This window comes from Terrisphaera buseokensis (genome assembly GCF_047521145.2).
GTDB lineage: Bacteria > Verrucomicrobiota > Verrucomicrobiia > Opitutales > Opitutaceae > ER46.
The window spans coordinates 6,627,612-6,646,210 of the sequence record NZ_CM134186.1 but is presented as its reverse complement, the minus strand read 5'-3'; the positions used below and the strand labels follow the sequence as shown (position 1 = coordinate 6,646,210).

Genomic DNA, 18,599 nt, shown 5'->3' with positions numbered 1-18,599 from the left:
CCTCTTTTCATCATGGTTGCCGAAAACACCACTCAGCTTTTCAGCGTGACGCTGCGCGTCTGGCGGCAGGCTGGCCCGAAAGCCCCGGGCAAGTTCGTCGACTACCAGTCGAAGGATCTCAATCCGAACATGTCGTTCCTCGAGATGCTCGACGTGGTGAACGACGAGCTCACCGCCAAGGGCGAGGAGCCGATCGCGTTTGCCCACGACTGTCGCGAAGGCATCTGCGGCACGTGCTCGTGCACGATCAACGGCAAGGCCCACGGTCCGGGTAAGGGCGTCGCGACCTGCCAGGTGTACATGCGCAGCTTCCGCGATGGCGACGTGATCACCGTCGAGCCGTTCCGCGCCGAGGCGTTTCCGATCGTCAAGGATCTGGTCACCGACCGCAGTGCCTTCGACAAGATCCAGCAGGCGGGCGGCTTCATCACCGCGCGCGCCGGCTCCGCGCCGGATGCGAACGCCATTCCGATTCCGAAGCCCGATGCCGATCTCGCGATGGACGCGGCGACGTGCATCGGCTGCGGCGCGTGCGTGGCCGCGTGCAAGAACGCGAGCGCGATGCTCTTCGTCGCGGCGAAAGTCAGCCACCTCGGCTTGCTGCCGCAGGGCCAGGCCGAGCGCGACAAGCGCGTGCTGGCAATGGTGCACACGATGGACGAACTCGGCTTCGGCAACTGCACCAATCAATACGAGTGCAGCGCGGCGTGTCCGAAGTTGATCTCGCACGATTTCATCGCGCGCATGAATCGCGATTATCTGAAGGCAACCTTCCGTTCCAGCTTCCGGCCCGAGTCCCTCGGTGCCAGCGGCGGCGCGGGTTGATCTAAGAAGGCAGGCGAGACGCCTGCGCTCCCGGTGGACACGAAACCCGAGACCTAAACGGTCGCGGGTTTTTTTGTAACTTCAGACGGCGTTCCGGGTTTTCAGGGCAACTCACTCAACCCTGCCCATGAAGACACTGTTCACGTTTTCCCTGCTGGCCGCGCTGGTCGCGTTCACGTTTTTCCCGATTCCGTTCGAGGCTGGAGCCTCGGTGCTGTTTGCCGCCGGATTCATCACCATCGCGTTGAGCGATTACAGCCGGACACCCCGACTCGTGCGGGTCGCCGCGACGCCGCTCGATGCCGCGGCGCGCGGTCAGACGGAACGATTTGGACTGGCAGCCTGACAGGGGCTGGTCGGTTCACTGGAGGCGGCCCTCGCACACGGGTGCGGGGGCCGTTTTGTTTTTAGCGGGTTGCGCTGGGACCGCGACCGCCCTCGGTCGCTGCCGAGCACGAATGCGTTTCGGACAACGTTTCAATCGGCGACCGGGGGCGGTCGCGGTCCCGGAGGAAAGTCCCGGGAAATTCCCGGATCAAAACACCGACAGCGCCTTGGCGCTTTCGATCACGACCCAGGCACCACCGAGGGCGAGGCCGGCGAGGAACACATTCTTCATCGCCTTGCGGCCCTTGAGCACCGCGTCGTGCATGTCGCTGTCGAGCGGACGGCGGTTGCCCTCAGCCATGAAGCTGGCGAAACGCGGCTCGCGAAACCGGCCGCGCGGATCGCGCCGCAATCCGAATCGGATCGCGGGACGACGGCAGAAATTCAACAGGACGCGCAGCACGCACTCTCTATCGACACTTTGAGGTGGTTTTTTCAATGCGAATCCCGCTAGCGTCCCCGCTTTCGCGCAAAAATTTCGGCCTCACGTACTCACCCATGCATCACTTCCACTACTCCGGCTCCGATCTCCACTGCGAATCCGTCGATCTCGCCGCGGTGGCGAAACTCTACGGTACTCCGACGTACGTATATAGTGCAGCGACGATGGAGGATAATTTCCGCCGGCTGCAGCGCGGCCTTGCCGGACTCGACGCCCAGCTGTGCTACGCGATGAAGGCCAACTCGAACATCGCGATCCTGCGTCACTTCGCGAACCTCGGCGCCGGTTTCGATCTCGTCAGCGGCGGCGAAATCCGCCGCGTGCTCGCCGCCGGCGCCGACGTGAAGTCGAGTGTCTTCGCCGGGGTCGGCAAGACCGAGGACGAGATCGCGCTCGCGTTGAAGAACGAGATCTTCGCGTTCCACGTCGAAAGCGAACCCGAGCTCGCCCGGATCAATCACGTTGCCGGCAAACTGGGCGTGAAGGCTCCGATCGCGATTCGCGTCAACCCGGACGTCGACGCCCACACCCACGCGAAGATCACGACGGGCAAGAGCGACAACAAGTTCGGCATTCCGTTGAAGCACGCCGCGGCCGCCTACGAGGCCGCCGCCAAGTATCCGAACCTCGCGATCAAGGGCGTGCAGATGCACATCGGATCGCAGCTGACCTCGGTCACGCCGTTCGTGGAGGCCGTCGAGAAGGTCGCGCCGTTCGCCGCGGAGCTGAAGGCGAAGTACGGCATCACGTACTTCTCGATCGGTGGCGGCATGGGCATCATTTACAAGGACTCGCTCGCCAGCGGACAACAGGCGTGGTGGGACGCCCAACCGGCGGACAAGCGGCCGCTGACGCCCGAGACCTACGGCGCGGCGCTGGTGCCATTGTTGAAGCCGCTCGGCTTGAAGATTCTGCTCGAACACGGCCGTTTCATGGTCGGCAACTCGGGCGTGCTGCTCTCCCGTGTCGAACATCTCAAGCGCGGTGCGGGCAAGAACTTCCTGATCGTCGACGCCGCGATGAACGACCTCGTCCGGCCCGCGATGTATGAGAGCTACCACGAGATCGTCCCACTCCGCCGCGATTCCTCGCGCCGGGCGTTGACGGCCGATGTGGTCGGCCCGATCTGCGAGAGCGGCGATTGTTTCGCGAAGGATCGGCCGCTGCAGGAAGTCGGCGAAGGCGAGCTGATCGCCTTCATGAGCGCCGGTGCGTACGGCTACGCGATGGCCAGCCGCTATAATACCCGCGGCATGGCGGCCGAGGTGCTGGTGAAGGGCAGTTCGTTCGAGCTGATCAACGCGCGCGAGTCCTTCGAGCAGATTATCGCCGGCGAGAAAGTCCCGGCGTTTTTGAAGTAAGGTCGAGCCGGGCTACCACGAAACACACGAAATACACGAAATCAGGAGCGGCAGTGCCGTGGGAAATTCCTTCACGGCGTCGAGGGAAACCGCGAATCCAAGCCGCCGGCTTTAATTTCGTGTATTTCGTGTGTTTCGTGGTTAACCAGCCTGCATGAACTTCGTGGTCGTGGGCGCAGGCGCGTGGGGGACGGCGTTCGCGCTGCACCTCGCGCGGGCCGGTCATCCCGTGGCGTTGGTGCCACGCCGGTTGGAGCAGGCGGAGGCGTTGACGACCACGCGGGAAAACGTCGAGTACCTGCCCGGCATGCGTCTGCCCGACTCGGTGCGGGTGACGGCGGATTTGCCCACCGCGCTGGCCGACGCGAAGGTCATCCTGCTCGCCTGTCCGGCCCAGGCGCTGCGCGACACCTGTCAACGCCTGGAACGTGCGCTGCCCGCGGATCGATCCGCCCGCATCGTGGTCAGTCTGGCGAAGGGCCTGGAGTTGGGCACGCACTTGCGGCCTTCGGAGGTGATCGCGGCGGTCCTCCCGACGGTTCAAGTCGGAGCGCTGACCGGGCCGACGAATGCCCTGGGCGTCGCCCGCGGCGATCCATCGGCCATGGTGCTCGCGGCGCGCGGCGCGACGGGCGCGTGGGAGGAATTGCAGGCGGCGATCAGCGGACCGACCTTGCGGATTTACACGAGCGACGATCTCGCGGGCGTGGAGTTCGGCGGCTGTCTGAAGAACATCTACGCGATCGCGGCCGGATGCTGTGATGGCCTGCGGCTCGGCGACAACCCGAAGGCGGCGCTGCTCACTCGCGCGCTGGCTGAAATGGTGCGCGTGGGCGTGGCGCTCGGCGCGCGGGCGGAGACGTTTTACGGGCTCAGCGGCTTTGGCGATCTCGTGGCCACGTGTTACGGCGGCTGGAGTCGCAATCGGGAGTTTGGCCAGCAGGTCGGAGAAGGTCGCGACGTTGCGACGCTGCTCGCGCACCGGAAGACCGTGGTCGAAGGTTACAAGACGACCGAGTCGTTTGCCGGCCTGTGCGCTGAACGCGGCATCGACGCGCCGATCTTGCGCGAGATGAAGGCGATCCTCCTGGGCGGGAAGAAGCCCGCGGCGGCAATCGCGGCGTTGATGACGCGGGAACTTAAGCGCGAGGCGGCGGGTGCGAAGGGATCGGTCTGACGTCCGCAGCACACGTTCGCATGGCGTCACTCACGCAGTCCACGGGTCGGGTCACGGTCGTGGGCACGCTCAACGTCGACCGGGTGTGGCAGGTTGCCGCGCTCCCGCGGCCGGGCCAGACGATCATCGCTGCGCAGACCGAGCGGCAGTTCGGCGGGAAGGGTGCCAACCAGGCGGTCGCGGCGGGCCGGCAGGGCGCGGCGGTCACGTTGATCGGTGCGGTCGGTGACGACGACGAAGGCCGCAACTATCGCGACTACCTCGCGCAGGCGGGAATCGAGGCCCGGTACGTGGCGGTGGTCGCCGGCGTGCCGACGGGAACGGCGCACGTGTATGTCGATGCGCAGGGTGAGAACCTCATCGTGGTCGATCGCGGGGCCAACGCCCGGCTGACGGTCGCGGGGTTGGAAGCCGTGCTGCCGGTGACGGACGTGGTGCTCGTTCAGCTGGAGTGTGCGTTGGAAGCGGCGGTCGACGCGTTGCAGCAGGCAGCGCGTGCCGGCGTGCGAAGCGTGCTCAATGCCTCGCCGACAGCCGCGGCGTTTCCCTGGGGCCAGCTGGCAATCGACACCGTGATCGTGAACGAACACGAGTGCGCGGAGAGTTTCGGGCAGCCGCCCGATGTCCTGTGGGCGATGACCGAAACCGCACGGCGGGAGTTTTTGCAGGCGCGACAGGTGCGCCACGTCGTGATCACCCAGGGCGCGGCGCCGACGTTGCACCTGTCGGCGGAGGCGTGTCACTGTGTACCGACCTTTCCGGTCACGCCGCGGGATACCGTGGGGGCGGGCGACATGTTTGCCGGGACGCTGGCCGCGCGGCTGGCGGCGGGGGCCGATTTTGCGGCGGCCTTGGAGCACGCCAACGTGGCCGCTGCGCTGTCGACGCTGGCGCTGGGCGCGCAGGCGGCGATGCCCACGCGCGCGGAGGTCGAGGCCGCAATGAGGCGCCAAACTCCGACCGGCCACTAGGCCGAACAGGAGCGCAGGCCTCTGGCCTGCATCCGGAACGGTTCGCGAAAGCAGGCGGGACGCCTGCGCTCCCGGGATGGATCCCGGTCGCACCCGAGTATGCGCTCGGGTGCCCCGGACCGGCTCAATGTCCGGCGCCGGCCTGGTGTTCCTGAATGTATTCCTGCTTCAGGCCCAGTTTTTCGGGCGCGTGCAGCACGAGCATCTTCATCCGGATGTCGGCGGGTACGGTGGACGCCGTGGCTTTGGAGATCATGATCATCAGGCCAATCGCCAGTGGCACCGTCCAGATTGCGGGCTGTTCGCACAGGATGCGGAGCAGCGGATGCTGCGCCCAGAAGCCGTTGAGCGGCGCGAAGGGCGCGAAGATTTTCCCCATCGGGCCCTTGTCGAGCGCGAGGGTGGAGAAGTTCGTCAGCGCGGCGGCGACCAGCGCGCAGAGTCCGCCGGTGAGCATGCCGGTCGCGGCACCCTTCATCGTCATGCCGCGCCACCACACGCTCATGAAGAGCAGCGGGAAATAGCTGGCGGCGGCGATCGCGAAGGCCTGGCCGACCATGAAGTTGATCTCGAGCGGCTCGACGAAACACCCGAGGATGATGGCGACGGCACCCGTGATGACCGCGGCGACCTTGAAGGCCTTGAGCCGCTCCATCGCGGTGGACTTCGGGCGCAGCATGCGGCCGTAGACGTCGTGGGCGAGCGCGCCGGTCATTGAGACGAGCAGGCCGCTGAACGTGCTCATGAACGCCGCGAACGCGCCGGCGCAGGTGATGCCGCTGAGCACGGAGCCCAGCACGCCGTATTTGGCGGCGAGCAACGTGGGCAACTCGAGCACGACCTTGTCGGTGCCTTTTGCGCCCACGCCGGTGTAGAGTTCCGGCATCAAATTGCGGCCGATGGCGCCGAAGACCGGCGGAAACACGTAGAAGATGCCGATGAGAATCATCACCCACATCGTCGTGCGTTTGGCGGCGACGCCGTCGGGGTTCGTGTAGAAGCGCACCAGGATGTGCGGCAGCCCCGCGGTGCCGCAGACCAGCGCGATGATCAGGGAGTACGTGTAGAGCAGCGAATACGGCTTCTGGTGCTCCGCGATATACGCGGCGCGCTCGGCCTCGGGGCGGGCGGCGGCGGCGGCGGTCACGGCCTTGGTCGTCAGCGGACCAAACGGCGACACCCACGCGGCGTCCTTCGGGGCTTTATCGACCAGCGGCTTCCGGCCGATCTCGACGGCCTCGGCGCGGGGCGCGGTTTCGCCGGCGACGGCGTTGGCCGAGACGTGATTGTTATAGAAGCCGAAAACGGCCATCAGCACGAAGATCGGCACGCTGATCGCGAACATCTTCGCCCAGTACTGGAACGCCTGCACGAGCGTGATGCCCTTCATGCCGCCGAGCGCGACGTTCATGGTGATGACGGCACCGACGAGGACGACGCCGACCCAGTACGGCATGCCGGGAAAAATGTACGCCAGCGTCACGCCCGCGCCCTTCATCTGCGGCATCGTGTAGAAGAATCCGATGAACAGGACGAAGCACACGGCGATCTTGCGGAAGATCGGCGAGTCGAACCGACCCTCGGCGAAGTCCGGGATCGTGTAAGCCCCGAAGCGGCGCAGCGGGCCGGCGATGAACAAGAGGAGAAACAGGTAGCCGCAGGCGTAACACACCGGATACCACAGCGCGTCGTAGCCGCTCGACATGACCATGCCGGCGACGCCCATGAAGGAGGCCGCCGAGAGGTATTCGCCCGAGATGGCGGAGGCGTTCCAGCCGACCGAGACCGATCGGCCCGCAACGAAGAAGTCACTCGCGGTCTTGGACTGCCGCGCGGACCAGAAACCCATGCCGATGGTCACGGCGACGGTGATGAAGGAAAACGTGAAGATCCACGGGTCGACGGTGCCGAGAGCGGCGAGGAAAAGGGGAGCAATCATGGCTCAGCGCTTCTCCTTTCCCGTCTGGGCGTGCGTCACCTCGTCGTTTTCCAAGGCGATCGATCGCTTGATGAACATGTAGGAGATGACCCAGACGAACGGGAAGAACAGCACGCCCAGCACGAGCCAGCTGAGCGTGAATCCACCCACGCGGGTGGCCATGAGATCGGGGGCGAAATAGTTCAGCAACGGCATCCCCAACAGCGCGACGAGGAACGTCGCAGCGCAGGAAATCGAGAGACTGAGTTGGCGGCGCATGAGCGATCGCAGGAACGATTCGCTGTGCACGATATCGTCGTGGTCGGGGGACGTGGGGGGCATTCGAGCCGTGACGATGCGACTCGGGGCGGACCTGACAATTCCGATTATTGATTCCGCCGCACGCGTCGCGGCCGGAAATGTAGCCCCGATGTGACATCGCCGCCGCGGCGACGTCACGGTGCACGGTTAGCGTGGAGCGATGATTGACCAGGCACGGACGCGTCGCGCGCAAAACATCGTCGACAGATCCCACGTCGAACGTACGGTCGGCCCGGGCGATTACCCCTCGCTCGCCGTTCAACCCCACTCGAACATGCGTATGACCCCACGCTTGGTGAGGGTGAGCCTCCTTGGACTCATCCTGTGTCAGGTTTCGACCGCAGCGACCCTCACGGGTTGGGTGCGCGATGTGAACACGAACTCGTATCTGCTCGGTGCCACCGTCACCGTGAAAGACCTGGATCGCGCGGCGACCAGCGCCCCCGGCGGCGATTTCGTCCTCCGCAACGTCCCCGCCGGCAAGCACACGCTCGTGGTGTCGTATCTCGGCTATCGCGATCTGACCAGTGAGGTGACGGTGCGCGAAGGCGACAACCCCGCGCTCGACCTCGCGCTCACCTCCGAGGTGGTGCAACTCGGCAAATTTGTTGTCGAGGGCTCCCGTGACGGCCAGGCCCGGGCGCTGCAGCAGAAGCGGACGGAAAACATGATCATGGACGCCGTCGCCGCCGATGCGGTGGGCAAGTTTCCCGACGGCAATGCCGCCGAGGCGCTGCGTCGCGTGCCGGGCGTGTCGCTCGAGATCGATCAGAGCGAAGGCCGTTTTGTGGTGATCCGGGGCGTGGACGCGGCGCTGAACAATGTAACGTTGAACGGCCAAAACGTCGGCTCGCCGGCCGAGCAGGGCCGCCGCGGTCTCGCCATGGATTCGGTGCCGGCCGATCTGATCGCGCGGCTCGAAGTGGTGAAAGCCGTCACGCCCGATCGCGATCACAACGCCATCGGCGGCTCGGTGAACATCGTCACGCAGAGCGCGTTCGACCGCGCGGAGCCGTTTGCCTTCGGCTCGCTCAGCACGGGCTACAACGACTTCGCCGGACGCTGGGGCTGGCAGGCGGGGAGTGTCACGGCGGGCCGCGTCATCGATCGCGCGCGCAAGTGGGCGGTCATCGGTGGCGTGAGTTACTCGCGCCGGGAATATTCGTCGCAAACGTCCGATGCCATCGACTGGTCCGCGACGAACGGATTGTTCCGGCCGGCCACGCAGGAGTCATTCGACTACGATATCGAGCGCACGCGCCTCGGAGCCAACGTCGCGCTGGAATTTCGTCCGCGCGAAGGCCAGCAGTTCTACGTCCGCTACAATTACAACGAGTTCACCGACGAGGAAGGCCGGCAGAAGACCGGTTTCAATTTCGCGCTCGGTACGCTCACCAACCAAACCGCCACGAGCGGAACGTACAGCCAGGGGCGTTCGACGAAGGAATTCCGCGACTACAAGCAGAACCATCTCATCGACGCTGTTTCCGTCGGGGGAAAGAACGAGCTCGGCGAAGGTTTCCTGCTCGAATGGCAGCTGGGCAACTCGAAGGCCGAACGCGAAACGCCGCGCCGCGTCGACTGGGAGTTCCGTTCTGCGGCGGGCGCGTTTCCCAACAGCTACGTCCTCGGCGGCGAAACGCCGATCATCACGCCAAATGCCGCCTTCTATGCGCCCGCGAATTTTCCGTTCCGGCGCGCGCGCTTCCGCACCGACAACGAAGACGAGGAGGTTAACTCGGGCCAGATCGACGTGCGGCGTTCCGCACAGATTGGCGCGCTGACCGGCTTCTGGAAGGTCGGCGGCAAGCTCGTGAAGAGCGAAAAGAACCAGGACCGTTCCAATCGGAACTACAATCTCGCGGCCGGCGCGGCCAATCTCTTCACGCTTGGCGATGCCGGGCTCGCCGGCGCCGAGCCGGCGGATTACATGCGCGGCCGCTATCGCTTCGGCCCGACCATCAACCTGCCCGCGTTGAAGTCTTACTTTCAGTCGAACCCGGGGCGGTTCACCTATGATGCGGCGACGTCGGACGACAATTCGATCACGGCCGACTACGATGCGACCGAGGAGGTGCGGTCCGTGTACGGCATGGCGAGCGTGAACGTGACGCCCACGTTCACCGTGGTCGGCGGCGTGCGCGTCGAGGACACGGCGGCGCGCTACGCGGCCAACGAGCTGAACACCCGCGCCGGCGTCTTCACCGGCTACAACCGCGTCAATCTGACGAAGGACTACACCCAGGTGCTGCCCGGCCTGCATCTCAACTGGCGGCCGACGCGGCAGGTCGCGGTGCGCGCGGCCTGGACCAACACGTATGGCCGGACCAACTACACCGACCTCGCGCCGCGCAACGTGCTCGAAAGCGTCGATCTGGGTGGCGGCGTGTTCGAGGGCAGCCTCTCGTCGGGCAATCCCGGCCTGAAGCCCTTCGAGTCGGCGAACCTCGATGTCTCGGCGGAATACTATTTCAAGTCCGCGGGTATCGCGTCGGTCGGCGCCTTCCGCAAACGCATCGAGAATCCGGTCTATCGCCGATCGTTCACGCTGTTCAACACCACGTACAACGGCCGGAATTTCTCGCGGCTCGGCGTGACGCGGCCGGAGAACGCCGGCACGGGTGAAATCACCGGCATCGAGTTCAATTACCAGCAGTTCTTCAACCAGCTGCCCGGTGCGCTGGCCGGCCTCGGGGTGAACGTGAATTATACGATCACGGATTCGTCGGTCAGCGTCTTTGGCCGCAGCGACGAACTGCCGTTCTTCAAGCAGTCCGGGGAAATTGGCAACGTCGCCGTGCTCTTCGAGAAGTACGGCATCGAGGCGCGCGTGGCGCTTTCGTTCAACGCCCAGTATCTCGAGAGCGTGGGCAACACGCGCGACAGCGACGAATACACCGACCGGCGGCGGCCGATCGACGTGAAGATCAGCTACCGGATCAATCCGCGGCTGCGGGTGTTCGTGGATTTCCTCAACGTCGGCAAGGAGCCATTGCGCACCTTCACCGGCCAGCCCGGCCGTCCCAGCGGTTACGAAATCTACTCGTGGAATGCCAATCTCGGTGTGAACTGGCGCCTGTGAACTCCCGCTCCGTCCGCCCTGCCATGAAGATCGTTGCCGCCTTTTTTCTCCTGCTCGCGTGGGCATTTGGTGCCGATTCGCCGGTGTCGCCGCCGATTGGCCAGCTGCGGACGCCCGGCTGGAACTACGAGGAGTTGCGGCGCTACAAGGCGCCCGAGGCGGGGCAGGGCGTCGCGGTCGATCGCGATTTCTTCTACGCGATCAACAACCACACCATCGGCAAGTATCGCAAGACGACCGGTGAACGCGTCGCGGGTTGGGAAGGCGGCGCCGGCGGCGAAATCATCCATCTCAACGCAGGCAGTATCGTGAACGGGCGCCTGTATGGGATTCATTCGAACTATCCGGGCGTGCCGATGTTGAGTTCGCTGGAGCTCTTCGATCCGGCGACGTTGCAGCATGTCGGCTCGCACAGTTTCGGCCGCATGGACGGATCGTTCACCTGGCTGGATCGGCGGGAGAACCGATGGATCGCGTGCTTCGTGCACTACGGCAATCGCGGCGCCGAGCCCAACCGCGATTCGGCGTGGACGCAGATCGTGGCGTTCGATGACGAGTGGCGGCGCACCGGCGGCTGGGCGCTCCCGGCCGACTTGACCGCCCGCTTCGGCGGCCGCGGCTACAGCGCGTCGGGCGGAGCCTTCGGACCTGGCGGCCACCTGTATCTGACCGGGCATGACAACACCGAGCTCTATGTCGTGACGTTTCCGAAGGCCGGCTCGGTCCTGAAGTGGATCGCGACGATTCCCTTTCCGTCGGAAGGCCAGGCGTTCTGCTGGGATCCGACGGAGCCCGGCGTGCTCTACAGCATCATCAAGAAAACGAAGGAAGTGATCGTCGGGCGGGTGACCATTCCGCAGTGACGTGCGCCTTTAGAGGGTGAACGTGCTTTGGTTTTTACCGGCGAAATTCCCGGCCATTTGCGCAATTCGCGGGAGACGCTGCTTGCTGGCGCCTACGGCTTGAGCGCGATCACGAAGTGATACGCTGAGATGTGCATGCGTTCACGCAGGTAGAAGCGATGGGCGTCGAAACGCTGCACGCCGGAATCGAGCTCGAGCTGCGCACATCCGTGCGAACGCGCCTCGGCGGCCAGCCAGTTTAACAGCGCGCGGCCGTGACCGCGCGAACGGCGCGAGGCGTCGGTCACGAGATCGTCGACGTAGAGATTTTTTCCCGAGAACAGCTTGTCGTAGTAACGATAGCCCGCGACGGCGCACACGGCCCCGTCGTCCTCGAGCAGCGCGAGATGGAAGCCTTCCGCCTGCATGCGGCGGACGCGCTGCACGAACTCCGCTTCGAGCAAATGCGGGCGCAGTTGCGCCATGACGGGGAAGGCACGCGCGATGGCGGCGTCGGACGTGGCGAGGGAAATGTGCATGGCGTTCGAGGCAAGGACGTGACCACGAATCGGCGCTCGCCGCGAAGCTGAAATCGATGCACCGGGGCCAGGCTGGCCGAGAGGGCTTCCGCGCCCGGATCTGCGCCCACGGCCCTGCGGCCGATCCGGGCTTGGAACCGCGGGCTCGGGCGGTGACATTGCAGCCATGAACGACTTTCCCCTTTCTGGTCGCAGCGGCCGGTGGCGCCCGCTGGTGCTCGTTGGGTGCGGCTTGGGTCTGATGCTGCTTCCGCTGCTGGCAGCGGAGTCCAGCGCGCGTCTGCAGGAGCTGTTGAAACAATACCCCGCGGCCGACACGAACCGCGACGGCGTCCTGACCATCGAGGAGGCGCAGGCCCACGCGAAGGTCCTGCGGCGCGGGCGCAGCGGCGGGACTACGTTGAACGACGACGGCACGTCCACGCCGGTCTCCAAGACGAAGAAGCCGGCGCCCACGCACGCCGACGTGAGCTACGGTCCGCACGAGCGGAACACGCTCGATCTCTGGCTGGCCAAATCCGACGCGCCGACGCCGCTCGTGGTGTATATTCACGGCGGCGGCTTCGTGAACGGCAGCAAGACCGGCGTGAGCGCCGACATGATCAAGGGCCTGCTCGATGCCGGCGTGTCGATCATGGCGATCAACTATCGCTTTCGCAGCAGCGCGCCGATCCAGGACATCCTGCGTGACTGCGCGCGATCGATCCAGTTCGTGCGGTCGAAGGCGACGGACTACAACGTCGATCCCGTCCGCATCGCCTCGTATGGCGGCTCGGCCGGCGCCGGCACTTCGCTTTGGCTCGCGTTTCATCCCGACCTCGCGGATCCGGCGAACGCCGATCCCGTCTTGCGCCAGTCCTCGCGGATCGTCGCGGCGGGTGCCATCAACGCCCAGGCGACGTACAAAATCTCCCGTTGGGCGGAAATTCTAGGCAACGGCATCGTCGAGTACGAACGGCCGGGCGAGACGGCGGCTTTCTACGGGGCTCCGAGTGTGGCTGAGTTGGATACGCCGCGTTTCGAGGCCGTCCGGACGGACGTCGACATGCTGGCGCTGGTGTCGAAGGACGATCCGCCGGTGTTCCTGTATTCAAGCCAGCCTGACGGGCCGGTGGCGAACCGCGGTCACCTGTTGCACCATCCGAATCACGCGCGCGCGGTGAAGCAGGCCTGCGACGTTGCCGGCGTGCCGGCGACGATTGGCTTCGCGATGGCGAAGCCGCGACTTGAGGGCGATTACCAAGAGGCGCTGCGGCAGTTTCTCCTCGAAGCGCTGAAGGCAGCGCCACCGGCCCGGTAGCGTCGACGCAGCGGAGCGGCCCGGGACCGCAGGCGTCCCGCTTGCATTCAAGCTGTGCAGGCGGGACGCCTGCGCTCCCGGAGAAAAACCCCGTCGCCCTGCCACGGTTCAGCGGCGCGCGGCGGCGAGCGCGGGCGTCGGCTGGTTTTTCTGCACCGTGATGATGGCGACGGCGGTCACGATGATGACGGACGCGACAATCGTGCGCGGCGTGATCGGTTCGCCGAGGATGAGCCAGCCGAGGAAGACGGCGACGATCGGATTAACGTACGCGTACGTGGCAACGCGCGCGGGCGTGCTGTGTTTCATCAACCAGACGAAGGTGGAGAATCCAACGAGCGAACCAACGCCGATCAAGTAGGCGAACGCGCCCCACGTGCGCGGCGTGATCGCGTTGACGTCGAAGCGGCCGAAGTCGCCATGCACCGCGGCGACCAGCAGCAGGGACGCGCCGCCGCCGAGCATTTGGAGGGCTGCGGCGACGAGCGGGTCGGCGCCGTGTTTCGCGTGACGCGAGTAGATGGCGCCGATGCCCCAGAAGACGCAGGCCGCGAGGATGGCGATGACGCCTGCGGGATCGAGGCGCCCGCCCGCCCCGTTCTCCCAAGGGGCGGCGAGCCAGGTCACGCCCGCGAAACCCAGGAACAACGCCGCCAGGGTGAGGAGCGTGGGTCGCGTGCCGCCGGGCCAAGCCCATTCGGTGAGCACGATGAACAACGGGCCAATGCCGATCAGCAGGGCGGTGAGGCCGGAGGGAATCGTGAGCTCCGCCCACACGACGAGGCCGTTGCCGCCCAGGAGGAGCAGGAGGCCGATGATGGCGTTGACGCGCCACTGGCGCCGGGTTGGCCAGGGCGCGCCGCGCGCCCGCAGGAGCGCGAGCAGGATCGAGCCGGCGATGATGAAACGCGCACCCGCCATCAGGAATGGCGGCATGGTCTCGATGGCGACCCGGATGCCCAGGTAAGTGCTGCCCCAGATCACATAGATGGCGGCGAAGCCGAGGATCAGCGCGGTGCGTGAAGGCGGGGAGGAAGCGTGCACGGTGAGTCTCAGGCGGTGGCGGGCACGGGGCGGATCACCGCGGCGCGCCGGCCGAGAGCGACCACGGCGATCACGATGAGCGCGGTGAGGAGCGTGCGTGCCGTGATGCTTTCGTTGAGCAGCAGTCCCGCCCACATGAACGTGAGGAAGGGCTGCACGAGCTGGACCTGGCCGATGCGGGCGACGCCGCCGAGGGCGAGGCCTTGGTACCACACGATGAAGCCGAGAAACACGCTGATCAGGCTCACGTAGCCGAAGCCGAACCAGCCGCGCGCGGAGGCGTGCAAGCCGTGCTGGAAGACGTTCGCGCCGACGGGCACGATGACCAGGGGCGCAGCGAAGAGCAGCGACCAGCAGATCACCCGCCAGCCGCCGATTTCACGCGCGAGGCGTCCGCCTTCCGCATAGCTGAGGCCGCACGCGACGACGGCGACGAGGAGCAGTGTATCCGCGCCGGAGATGCGCCAGCCGCTTTCGGCGAGGGCAAACACCACGACGACGCTGCTGCCGGCCAGCGCCGCCACCCAAAACGCCTTCGACGGCCGCTCGTGCGCGCGCAGCACGGCGAAGAGCGCGGTCGAGAGCGGCAGGAGCCCGGTCACCACCGCGGCGTGCGACGACGGCGCATGCCGCAGGGCGATCGACGTGAGCAGCGGGAAGGCGATCATCGCGCCGAGGGCGACGATGGCCAGGCTCGGCCAGTGGCGGCGGGCGGGCAGCGGCTCGCGTTTCCACAGCAGGATCATCGCGCCGAAGCACGCGGCGACCAATGCGCGGCCGAGTCCCACGACGATCGGATCGAGCTCGGTGACGGCGAGTCGCGTCATCGGCAGCGTGAAGCTGAAACACGTGATGCCGACGGCGCCCAGCAAGAGGCCCCGCGCTTCGTTCGCGCGGTTCATCGCAGACGCGCGGGCGCGCGCGGCGGGGTGGACGGTGACGTCCGTGCTGCCGGGCGCATGGTCACAACTGCTTTTTCGCCAGCTCGCCGAGCGTGCGCACGGCGGCCTCGATGGTGTCGCTCCACGGCACGCCGCAATTCATCCGCAGGCAATTCCGGTAACGATCCTTCACGGAAAAGAGCGCGCCCGGCGCGGTGTTGATGTGGTGCTTCAACGCCTCCCGGTGCAGCCGGAGCGTGTCGACGCCCGCGGGCATCTCGACCCAGAGCACGAAGCCGCCCTCGGGCCGGCTGAGCCGCGTGCCGCCGGGGAAGTGCCGCAGGATCGCCTGCGAGAAGAGGTGCAGCTGGTGATGATACGCGCGCCGGATCGAGCGCAGGTGGTGATCGTAGCCGCCGTTGCGCAGGAAGTCGGACACGGTCTTCTGCAGCACAACGGGCGTGCCCAGGGTATTCGTAAACTTGAGACGCTTGACGCGCTCCAGGTAGCGGCCCGGCGCGCACCAGCCGACGCGCAGCGACGGCGCGAGCGTCTTGTCGAAGGAACTGCAGAGAATCACGCGGCCGTCGGTGTCCCAGGCCTTCAGCGGCTTGGGCCGCCGCTCGCCAAAATGCAGATCGCCATAGACGTCGTCCTCGATCGCCGGCACGTCGAACTCCGCGAGCAGTTGGTAGAATTTCGCCTTCTTCTCGTCGGGCATGCACGAGCCGAGCGGATTGGAAAAACTCGGCATGATGATCACGGCCTTCACGTCGTTGTGTGCGAGCGCCTCGCGCGTGGCGTCGAGGCAGATGCCGGTGCGTGGATCCGTGGGCACTTCGAGCGCCTTCAGTCCGAGGCTCTGAATCGTCTCGAGAAAGCCGAAGTACGCGGGCGTCTCAATTGCGACCGTGTCGCCGGGCTTCGTCACGGCGCGCAGCGCCAGGTTGATGGCTTCGGTGCAACCGCAGGTGATCACGAGCTCCTCGTGCGAGAGCGGGCAGCCGGCCTGTAGGTAACGCCGGGCGATCTCGCGCGCGAGCGGATCGAAGGCCCAGTTCATCGCGTAACGACCGAGCAGCGCGGGGTCGTTCCGGCCGACCGCGGCGAGAATCCGCGCGAGCTTCTTGGTGGGAAACAGACTGTGGTCGGGGCAGGCGGCGCCGAATGGCACGTAGCTCGGATCGGCGGCGAGCGCGATCATCTCGGCGGTGAGATCCTTCATGCCGACATAGCTCGGCTTCGCCATCGGCCGGGCCATGCGCGGTTCCGGCGTGTCCATCGGGAGCCGCGGCCGCACGTAGTAACCCGACTGCGGTCGCGCCTCGATCCAACCGCGGTTCTCCAGCAGGGTGTAGGCTTGCAGGACGGTCGAGATGCTCACGACGCGCTGCAGCGACATCCGGCGGACCGATGGCAGCCGGTGGCCGGGACGCAGGGTCCCCTGTTCGATCAGTTGTTCGAGCGAGCGCGCGAGCTCGACATAGAGCGGCGCGGGGGCGGGAGCGGTGACGGTTTGGATCATGGCTGACGTGGGAACGAAGAGACTACGGCAATCGGCCCGACCGGGGCAGACGTAGCGGTCAGGCTTTGCCACCAGTACAGTTGGACCGAAGTGAACGGTGTGACCATGACAATTGACACCGTTAGTCGACGTGCGCGCCGAGTCCCGCCGACGCCTCGACGTCGGTGTGGGGAGAGACGGGGACGTGGTGACGGCGTTGACAGGCTCGGGGCTTTGGCGCGGGCTCGCACGGCAATGGCGTATCACCTCGAGGTGTTGGAACAGCTGGTCGCGGCGGTGCTCAACCGAGGCGCGGCGCAGCGGTCGGTGGCCGTGCCGCCGGCGCAGCTTCGGTGTTTCCTGGACCAGCTGGGTCAACTCCTGGCCGAACGCGGCCTGCCGCCGCCGCTTGCGCCTGGGTTCGTGTGCAGGACCGGCGGGATGGCGGAACAGGAGTTTGCGCCGCTGGCGGCGCGGGCACTCGACGGGATCGATGATCCGGTGCTGCTCGATCTCGCGAAGCAGGTGCTCAAGGCGTGTTTCTATCCGGAACTCGCGATCTGCCGGGATTCGTTTCGCGAGGTGGCGAAGGACGGCTCGTGCCGGCGTCAGGAAGTGGCGCGGGCACGCAGCCGGATCAGCGGGGCGCACTGTGTCGACTGCCCGCACTGGGTGGAACGCGAGCCGGCCGCCCATGCGGCGTTGCTCGCGCAGGAATGGCGGAGCGATCCCGGACTGCTGGCCGCCCACCAGGAAATCTTTCTCCCGGAGGATTTCCGCGCGCTGCGCCGCTGGTTGTATGCCGCGGCGCGCGTGGGCTGAGCCGGCGGTGGTGGCGGAAGGTCGGGCGGCGTCATCCGCGGCGATCAATCCGAGCTAAAGTTCCGGAGCCCCGTGACGAACGGAAAATGCTGGCCATCGGACTTCTACTGCACATCCGTAGAGATGCGATTGCCGGCCGGGCAAGTACGCACCACCCAGAATCCGACTGACCTCTAGCATGCGAAAAATTCGCGCCGTTCTCATCGAAGACGAAACCATGTTTCGTCAGTTGATCCTGTTGACGCTCGGGAAGGTGAAGGACCTGCAGGTGATCGGCGAGTTTGGACTCGGCAAACCCGGGCTGGAATTCTGCCTGAGGGAGAAGCCGGAGATGCTGGTGGTGGATTTGATGCTCCCTGACATCAACGGCCTCGAGATTGCCCGCGAAGTCCGACGTGAATTACCGGATACGAAAATTTTGGTGATTACGGCGCATCCGAGCGAGCGCCTGCCGGCGGACCTGATGGTCCTCGGCGTCAATGGCTACGTGGACAAGACCGAGCCGATCGAATACGTCCTCAGCGCCGTCGAGACGGTGCGCAGTGGCGGCATGTTTTTTGCGAGCCGGGTGCGCGCCAAGGGCGGCAGCGGCGGTGGACTGCCGGTCACGCGCCCGACGCTGGAAGTCCCGCTCACCGAGCGGGAGCAGGAAATCGCCCGGCTGGTGGCCGCGGGTCAGATGTCCAAGGAGATTGCCGCGAAGCTCAACCTGAGCGTGCGCACGGTGGAAAAACACCGCGCGAACATCATGGAGAAAGTGGGCGTGCGCGAAGTCGCGAGCCTCACCCGCTGGTGCATTCAGGCCGGCCTCGTCGACAACTGAGAGGCGTCGGCGTCCTCGCCGGCAAACGCCCGCAGCGGCGCGGCGATCGTTTCATAGTCGCGGGCGATGCTGGCGATTTCGTCCGCGGTCACATCGCCTCCGCTCTCCTCGGCCAGGCGCGCTTCGATGTCAGCCATGCGTTGCGACAACGCCTGGGCACCCATCAAACGCGAACTGCTCTTCATGCTGTGTGCGACGCGGTGACGGTTGCGCCGCTCGCCGCCGCTGAGATCCTTCAGCCCAAGCGGGAAGTCCCGGAGAAACGTCCGCACCAATGTGCGCACGTTGTCATCGCCCAGCATGGTGGCGAGATCGGCCAGAGCGCGGTTAGGCGTGGTCGGGGTGGGCATGCCGGAGTGA

At 65.9% G+C, this 18,599-nt stretch carries 18 protein-coding genes; 10 read left to right on the top strand and 8 right to left on the bottom strand.

Going from position 1 to position 18,599, the window contains the following annotated elements; all coding sequences use genetic code 11:
* The first annotated feature begins 12 nt into the window (after window positions 1–12).
* On the top strand, window positions 13–825 hold the full coding sequence (locus tag ACLJEU_RS25070; protein WP_414661266.1) for a succinate dehydrogenase/fumarate reductase iron-sulfur subunit: 813 nt from the start codon (window positions 13–15) through the stop codon (window positions 823–825).
* Window positions 826–952: 127 nt separating this feature from the next.
* The gene (locus ACLJEU_RS25065; protein ID WP_414661267.1) at window positions 953–1,171 is read left to right on the top strand and encodes a hypothetical protein; all 219 of its coding nucleotides are present in this window, start codon (window positions 953–955) and stop codon (window positions 1,169–1,171) included.
* A 189-nt stretch (window positions 1,172–1,360) separates the two neighbouring features.
* Here ACLJEU_RS25065 and ACLJEU_RS25060 read toward each other — a convergent pair whose 3' ends face one another.
* A complete protein-coding gene (locus ACLJEU_RS25060) occupies window positions 1,361–1,651 on the bottom strand; it encodes a hypothetical protein (RefSeq protein ID WP_414661268.1) in 291 nt (96 codons plus the stop codon).
* Between the two features lie 59 nt (window positions 1,652–1,710).
* Between ACLJEU_RS25060 and lysA the strand changes: the two genes are divergently transcribed.
* The 3 genes from lysA to ACLJEU_RS25045 all read left to right on the top strand — a co-directional run bounded on the left by lysA (window position 1,711) and on the right by ACLJEU_RS25045 (window position 5,163).
* On the top strand, window positions 1,711–3,015 hold the full coding sequence (lysA, locus tag ACLJEU_RS25055) for a diaminopimelate decarboxylase (RefSeq protein WP_414661269.1): 1,305 nt from the start codon (window positions 1,711–1,713) through the stop codon (window positions 3,013–3,015).
* Between the two features lie 154 nt (window positions 3,016–3,169).
* Complete coding sequence (locus ACLJEU_RS25050) at window positions 3,170–4,192, top strand: NAD(P)H-dependent glycerol-3-phosphate dehydrogenase (protein ID WP_414661270.1); 1,023 nt, start codon at window positions 3,170–3,172, stop codon at window positions 4,190–4,192.
* Window positions 4,193–4,212: 20 nt separating this feature from the next.
* Window positions 4,213–5,163 carry a ribokinase gene (locus tag ACLJEU_RS25045; RefSeq protein WP_414661271.1) on the top strand — a complete coding sequence of 317 codons (951 nt, stop codon included), beginning with the start codon at window positions 4,213–4,215 and terminating at the stop codon, window positions 5,161–5,163.
* A 124-nt stretch (window positions 5,164–5,287) separates the two neighbouring features.
* Here ACLJEU_RS25045 and ACLJEU_RS25040 read toward each other — a convergent pair whose 3' ends face one another.
* Both ACLJEU_RS25040 and ACLJEU_RS25035 read right to left on the bottom strand, forming a co-directional pair.
* The gene (locus ACLJEU_RS25040) at window positions 5,288–7,102 is read right to left on the bottom strand and encodes a solute symporter family protein (protein WP_414661272.1); all 1,815 of its coding nucleotides are present in this window, start codon (window positions 7,100–7,102) and stop codon (window positions 5,288–5,290) included.
* A gap of 3 nt (window positions 7,103–7,105) precedes the next feature.
* Window positions 7,106–7,423 carry a DUF485 domain-containing protein gene (locus ACLJEU_RS25035; protein ID WP_414661273.1) on the bottom strand — a complete coding sequence of 106 codons (318 nt, stop codon included), beginning with the start codon at window positions 7,421–7,423 and terminating at the stop codon, window positions 7,106–7,108.
* A gap of 259 nt (window positions 7,424–7,682) precedes the next feature.
* Between ACLJEU_RS25035 and ACLJEU_RS25030 the strand changes: the two genes are divergently transcribed.
* Entirely contained in the window at window positions 7,683–10,484 is a 2,802-nt protein-coding gene (locus tag ACLJEU_RS25030) for a TonB-dependent receptor (RefSeq protein WP_414661274.1), read from the top strand.
* Between the two features lie 23 nt (window positions 10,485–10,507).
* Window positions 10,508–11,347 (top strand): hypothetical protein, encoded by an 840-nt coding sequence (locus ACLJEU_RS25025; protein ID WP_414661275.1) that lies wholly within the window; start codon window positions 10,508–10,510, stop codon window positions 11,345–11,347.
* Window positions 11,348–11,439: 92 nt separating this feature from the next.
* On the opposite strand, the gene ACLJEU_RS25020 is transcribed toward ACLJEU_RS25025, so the two are convergent.
* Entirely contained in the window at window positions 11,440–11,865 is a 426-nt protein-coding gene (locus tag ACLJEU_RS25020; RefSeq protein WP_414661276.1) for a GNAT family N-acetyltransferase, read from the bottom strand.
* Window positions 11,866–12,031: 166 nt separating this feature from the next.
* Between ACLJEU_RS25020 and ACLJEU_RS25015 the strand changes: the two genes are divergently transcribed.
* Window positions 12,032–13,165 carry an alpha/beta hydrolase fold domain-containing protein gene (locus ACLJEU_RS25015; RefSeq protein WP_414661277.1) on the top strand — a complete coding sequence of 378 codons (1,134 nt, stop codon included), beginning with the start codon at window positions 12,032–12,034 and terminating at the stop codon, window positions 13,163–13,165.
* Window positions 13,166–13,273: 108 nt separating this feature from the next.
* On the opposite strand, the gene ACLJEU_RS25010 is transcribed toward ACLJEU_RS25015, so the two are convergent.
* From ACLJEU_RS25010 to ACLJEU_RS25000, 3 genes are all read right to left on the bottom strand, one after another.
* The gene (locus ACLJEU_RS25010; protein ID WP_414661278.1) at window positions 13,274–14,209 is read right to left on the bottom strand and encodes an EamA family transporter; all 936 of its coding nucleotides are present in this window, start codon (window positions 14,207–14,209) and stop codon (window positions 13,274–13,276) included.
* Window positions 14,210–14,217: 8 nt separating this feature from the next.
* Window positions 14,218–15,111, bottom strand: a complete 894-nt coding sequence (locus ACLJEU_RS25005; RefSeq protein WP_414661279.1) for a DMT family transporter — start codon at window positions 15,109–15,111, stop codon at window positions 14,218–14,220.
* A 61-nt stretch (window positions 15,112–15,172) separates the two neighbouring features.
* Window positions 15,173–16,615 carry an aminotransferase-like domain-containing protein gene (locus ACLJEU_RS25000; RefSeq protein ID WP_414661280.1) on the bottom strand — a complete coding sequence of 481 codons (1,443 nt, stop codon included), beginning with the start codon at window positions 16,613–16,615 and terminating at the stop codon, window positions 15,173–15,175.
* Between the two features lie 234 nt (window positions 16,616–16,849).
* Between ACLJEU_RS25000 and ACLJEU_RS24995 the strand changes: the two genes are divergently transcribed.
* Together ACLJEU_RS24995 and ACLJEU_RS24990 are read left to right on the top strand one after the other, a co-directional pair.
* The gene (locus ACLJEU_RS24995; RefSeq protein ID WP_414661281.1) at window positions 16,850–17,416 is read left to right on the top strand and encodes a hypothetical protein; all 567 of its coding nucleotides are present in this window, start codon (window positions 16,850–16,852) and stop codon (window positions 17,414–17,416) included.
* 178 nt (window positions 17,417–17,594) lie between these two features.
* Window positions 17,595–18,239 carry a LuxR C-terminal-related transcriptional regulator gene (locus ACLJEU_RS24990; RefSeq protein WP_414661282.1) on the top strand — a complete coding sequence of 215 codons (645 nt, stop codon included), beginning with the start codon at window positions 17,595–17,597 and terminating at the stop codon, window positions 18,237–18,239.
* Here the strand turns inward: ACLJEU_RS24990 and ACLJEU_RS24985 are convergent.
* A complete protein-coding gene (locus ACLJEU_RS24985) occupies window positions 18,215–18,589 on the bottom strand; it encodes an Hpt domain-containing protein (RefSeq protein ID WP_414661283.1) in 375 nt (124 codons plus the stop codon). The genes ACLJEU_RS24990 and ACLJEU_RS24985 overlap by 25 nt on opposite strands.
* Window positions 18,590–18,599: the final 10 nt, after the last annotated feature.

Coding starts and splice junctions, on each gene's coding strand:
- ACLJEU_RS25070 (WP_414661266.1), top strand. CDS start 13: ATGGTTGCCGAAAACACCACTCAGCTTTTCAGCGTGACGCTGCGCGTC.
- ACLJEU_RS25065 (WP_414661267.1), top strand. CDS start 953: ATGAAGACACTGTTCACGTTTTCCCTGCTGGCCGCGCTGGTCGCGTTC.
- lysA (WP_414661269.1), top strand. CDS start 1,711: ATGCATCACTTCCACTACTCCGGCTCCGATCTCCACTGCGAATCCGTC.
- ACLJEU_RS25050 (WP_414661270.1), top strand. CDS start 3,170: ATGAACTTCGTGGTCGTGGGCGCAGGCGCGTGGGGGACGGCGTTCGCG.
- ACLJEU_RS25045 (WP_414661271.1), top strand. CDS start 4,213: ATGGCGTCACTCACGCAGTCCACGGGTCGGGTCACGGTCGTGGGCACG.
- ACLJEU_RS25040 (WP_414661272.1), bottom strand. CDS start 7,102: ATGATTGCTCCCCTTTTCCTCGCCGCTCTCGGCACCGTCGACCCGTGG.
- ACLJEU_RS25035 (WP_414661273.1), bottom strand. CDS start 7,423: ATGCCCCCCACGTCCCCCGACCACGACGATATCGTGCACAGCGAATCG.
- ACLJEU_RS25030 (WP_414661274.1), top strand. CDS start 7,683: ATGACCCCACGCTTGGTGAGGGTGAGCCTCCTTGGACTCATCCTGTGT.
- ACLJEU_RS25025 (WP_414661275.1), top strand. CDS start 10,508: ATGAAGATCGTTGCCGCCTTTTTTCTCCTGCTCGCGTGGGCATTTGGT.
- ACLJEU_RS25020 (WP_414661276.1), bottom strand. CDS start 11,865: ATGCACATTTCCCTCGCCACGTCCGACGCCGCCATCGCGCGTGCCTTC.
- ACLJEU_RS25015 (WP_414661277.1), top strand. CDS start 12,032: ATGAACGACTTTCCCCTTTCTGGTCGCAGCGGCCGGTGGCGCCCGCTG.
- ACLJEU_RS25005 (WP_414661279.1), bottom strand. CDS start 15,111: ATGAACCGCGCGAACGAAGCGCGGGGCCTCTTGCTGGGCGCCGTCGGC.
- ACLJEU_RS25000 (WP_414661280.1), bottom strand. CDS start 16,615: ATGATCCAAACCGTCACCGCTCCCGCCCCCGCGCCGCTCTATGTCGAG.
- ACLJEU_RS24995 (WP_414661281.1), top strand. CDS start 16,850: ATGGCGTATCACCTCGAGGTGTTGGAACAGCTGGTCGCGGCGGTGCTC.
- ACLJEU_RS24990 (WP_414661282.1), top strand. CDS start 17,595: ATGCGAAAAATTCGCGCCGTTCTCATCGAAGACGAAACCATGTTTCGT.
- ACLJEU_RS24985 (WP_414661283.1), bottom strand. CDS start 18,589: ATGCCCACCCCGACCACGCCTAACCGCGCTCTGGCCGATCTCGCCACC.